The following is a 3,520-nucleotide window of genomic DNA, read 5'->3' on the forward strand; positions in this document are numbered from 1 at the left end:
CCCGGCACCTGCCCCGGCCGCGCCGCCGGCAGGGCCGGCGGGACCGGGGCGCATCCGCCGTCAGCCCGGCGGGCGCAGGAGCCGTCAGCCCGGCAGGCTGCGCCCGCGCCGGACCAGGAGGCCGAGGCCGAGCATGGTGGCGAACAGCGGCAGCGCGCCCGGCACGGGCACGACGGTCGGGTTGAGCGTGCCCCGCACATCCATCGCGATCTCGCGGAAATCGACGCTGAGCGTCCCGGGCACGAAGCCGGCCGCCAATTCCGTGGTGAACTTCACCGTAAGCGTCGTGCCGTTGATGTATCTGGCGAGGTCGTTGACATTCGCCCCGCCCTGCGTCGCGGCCAGGCTCACCGAGACCAGCGTCCCGGACGGGGCGGGGAAGCCGATGAAGCCGGAGAACAGGCCGGTGGTCCAGCCGAGGCGGCCGGCCTCGAGGCCGAGGGCCTGACCGAAATCGATGACGAGGTCGAGGGTCAGGACGAAGCCCGTGACGGCGCTGAAGCCGGAGATGTCGAAGCTGAAGGCCGCCTGCACGCCCGAGGTGACAAGGGGGGATACGGTCGTCACCACGAAGCCGGTGGCGGCATCGCCGTCCGTCGCCAGGGCGAGGTTGCCCTGGGTGACGGTGGCGGAGGACTCCGTGGCGGCGACCACGACCGCAGAGGGCGCCAGCAGTGCGGCCTCCGCCCGGGACACGGCCAGGCCGAGGGACAGTGCGAGCGCCGCGCCGAGCACGGGCAACCGGGTCATCCTGGGCATGCGAACCTCCGGGGGTTGATGCCCCGGGGAGATAGATAAACTGATGGTTAATCACTCGCAATCGGCTGATCTCACCTGCCGAGACGCCCGTCGGGCCGGGTGACGCGTCCCTGGCGGCCCCGGCCGGGGATGGCCCGCGCCGCCAGGCGCCCGGTGCCCGGGCCGCCGGTCAGCCCATCGCCCGCCGCAGCCGCCAGGCCAGCGGCAGCGCCAGCAGGCAAAGCCCCGCCATGGCCCAGAAGCCGGCCCCCCCGGCGCTGGCATAGAGCGGGCCGGAGGCGAGCGTCAGCAGGCCGGAAACCAGCCCGGGCCCGAGCGAGGCGTGCAGCGTCTGCGCCGTCGCCGCCCGCTCCGGCGGCTGGCGGGCCAGCACGCGCATGGCGGCCAGGTGCATGGCGCCGAAGGTGATGCCGTGCAGCGCCTGCGCCGCCGCCAGCGCCGGCAGCCAGGTGGTGCTGGCGGTGACCGACCAGCGCAGCAGCCCCGCCAGGGCGGCCAGGGCGGCGAGGCCGGGCGCCCCCAGCCGGTCGGCCAGCCGCCTGCCCCAGAGGAAGAGAGCGACCTCGGCGACCACCCCTTCCGCCCAGAGCAGTCCGATCACCCCGGCGGAAAGGCCGGCCGCCTGCCAGTGGATAGTGCCGAAGCCGTAATAGAAGGCATGGCTCGCCTGGACGAGGGCCGAGAGCGGCAGCAGCCAGGCGAAGGCCGGGTCGCGGAAGGGGGCGAGGAAGCCGGCCGCCCCGCCGGCCCGGCGCCGCTCCGCCGCCGGCATCGGCGGCAGCGCCCGGCCGGCGGCGGCGGTCGCCAGCAGGCAGGCGGCGAACAGCCAGACCACGGCGGTGACGCCGGCCGCCGCGGCCAGTTGCCCGGCGGCGATGGCGGCCAGAATGAAGGCGGCGGACCCGGCCGAGCGCACCCGGCCATAGTCGAAGCCCCCGTCCCGCCCCTCCCCCTGGCGCGCCGCCCGCAGCGCCAGGCTGTCCGACAGCGGCACCACCGGCGCCATGCAGAGGCTGTAGAGGAGGTTGACCAGCAGCAGCGCGCCGAAGGCCTGCGCCAGGGCGAAGCCGGTGGCGGCGCAAGCGGCCAGCGCGGCGCCGAGCGCCACCAGCAGCCGCGGGTCGCCCAGCGCATCGGCGCCGCGCCCGACCAGCGGCGCCGCCACCAGCCGCATCACCCAGCCGGCGGCGAGCACCATGGCGACCTGCTCGGGCGCCAGCCCCTGTGCCGCCAGCACCGCCGGCAGGAAGGGCAGCATCACGCCGACGGCGGCGAATTGCGCGGCGAAGAGCAGGGCGAAGCGGGCGGGGGCGCGGGTGGGCATCCGCATCAGGCGGCGGCTCGGCGCCGGGACCGCGCCGGGCCGGCAACGCCCGGCCGGCGACCAGGGCGCGGGGATGCCCCGCCCCGGGATCCCGCGCCGGCGGGCGCGTCAGCGAAGCGGGTGGGGCGGCGGGGCACGGGCTGCGTTGGCCATGCCGGTCGCGGGGTGTCAAGCCGCCCGGTCCCCGGGCCGGGTCCCTGCCGGCCGGCACGGCAGCGGGGCGCTGGCCTCGTCATGGCCTTCGTCGGGCAACCGCCACGCCGCCGGCGGCGGGGACCGGGCGGGGAGGAGGCCAGGATGCCGACAGACCGGTCTCAGCCCTCGGCGTCGCGGGCGGCATCCAGCGCCTGGCGGATCGCCCGCAACTCCGGCAGCAGGGCGGCGATCCGCGCTTCCGGCAACAGGGCGGCGAGGCCGGAGAAGGCCTCCACCGCCGCCCTCACCGCCTGCTGCCGTCGCGCCCGCCCGGCCGGGGTCAGCCAGACGCGGCGGCCGCGGCCATCCGCCGGGTCGGGCTCCACCCGCACCAGGCCGCGGTCCTCCAGCCGCTGCACCGTGTTGGTGACGGCGCCCTTCGCCACCTGCAGCGCCCGGGCGATGCGGGCCGGCGCGGCGCCGTCCTGCACCCGCACCAGGTGGTTCAGCAGCACGAAATGCGACAGCAGCAGCCCGTCCGCCTGCGCCGCGTCGAAGCGGTTGCGCGCCAGCTGTTCGATGATGCCGATCTCGTTCAGCAGGGCGAAGAGCGGCGGGTCCTGCGGCGGGGAGGCCTGGGTCACCCAGGCATGATACGCGATTCCACGGGCCAGCGCGGGGTCGGCGCCACGGCCTGCGCACCGGGCTGCCCCCCGGGCAGGTAGCCGATCCGGCCGAGCATCTGCACCCGGCCGGGCGCGGCGACGCCCAGCAGCCGGTGCAGCGCGGCGCGGTGGCCGTCCATCTCCGGGTATTCCTGCAGCGCCTGGCTGACCGGCTGCAGCGCCAGGCCGAGGCCGGTCGCCGCCAGGTTCAGCCGCAGCCAGGCGCGGCCGGCCTCGAAGGCGGCGCCGCGGGTATCGGCGGCGCTGGCCGTCCAGACATAGGCCGGGGTCGCGGCCAGCATCGGCCGGTAGCGCTCCAGCATCTCCTGGTAGGCCGGGTGGCCGGGGGTGGCGAAGCCCTCCCGCGTCAGCACGCCGCGCTCCACCAGCGGGTCGAGCCCCGGCCCCCAGACCGACACGCCATCCGGCTGCGCCGCCACCGCCGCCCGGCCGAGCCGCATGAGGTTCACCGTTTCGAGATGCGCCGCAGGGGTCTGCGCCTCGGTCAGCCAGGCCTCCCAGGTCAGGGCGCGGAGCGCCGCGACCGGGCCGGCCGCCGCGGTCGCGGCGAAGCCGGCCTCCGCCGGCAGCACGGCCGCGATGGCGGCGAGGCTCGCCGCGCCCACCGGCCGCGCCA

Annotated in this window: 4 protein-coding genes; all 4 read right to left on the minus strand. The window is 77.0% G+C overall.

The annotated features are described in order from the left end of the window. Positions 1 to 84 precede the first annotated feature (84 nt). Entirely contained in the window at positions 85 to 759 is a 675-nt protein-coding gene (locus E2C05_RS29895) for a hypothetical protein (RefSeq protein ID WP_158292466.1), read from the minus strand. 169 nt (positions 760 to 928) lie between these two features. Beyond that, positions 929 to 2,089: an MFS transporter gene (locus tag E2C05_RS29900; protein ID WP_133223261.1), complete on the minus strand. Its 1,161-nt coding sequence runs from the start codon at positions 2,087 to 2,089 to the stop codon at positions 929 to 931. A 308-nt stretch (positions 2,090 to 2,397) separates the two neighbouring features. Further along, a complete protein-coding gene (locus E2C05_RS29905; protein WP_158292467.1) occupies positions 2,398 to 2,862 on the minus strand; it encodes a MarR family winged helix-turn-helix transcriptional regulator in 465 nt (154 codons plus the stop codon). Continuing rightward, positions 2,859 to 3,520: nitroreductase family protein (locus E2C05_RS29910; RefSeq protein ID WP_192912548.1), on the minus strand; the 662-nt coding region annotated here is incomplete at its 5' end. The genes E2C05_RS29905 and E2C05_RS29910, both read right to left, overlap by 4 nt.

Source organism: Paracraurococcus ruber, assembly GCF_004353985.1.
In the GTDB taxonomy this organism is placed as follows: domain Bacteria; phylum Pseudomonadota; class Alphaproteobacteria; order Acetobacterales; family Acetobacteraceae; genus Paracraurococcus; species Paracraurococcus ruber.

Coding starts and splice junctions, on each gene's coding strand:
- E2C05_RS29900 (WP_133223261.1), bottom strand. CDS start 2,089: ATGCGGATGCCCACCCGCGCCCCCGCCCGCTTCGCCCTGCTCTTCGCC.
- E2C05_RS29895 (WP_158292466.1), bottom strand. CDS start 759: ATGCCCAGGATGACCCGGTTGCCCGTGCTCGGCGCGGCGCTCGCACTG.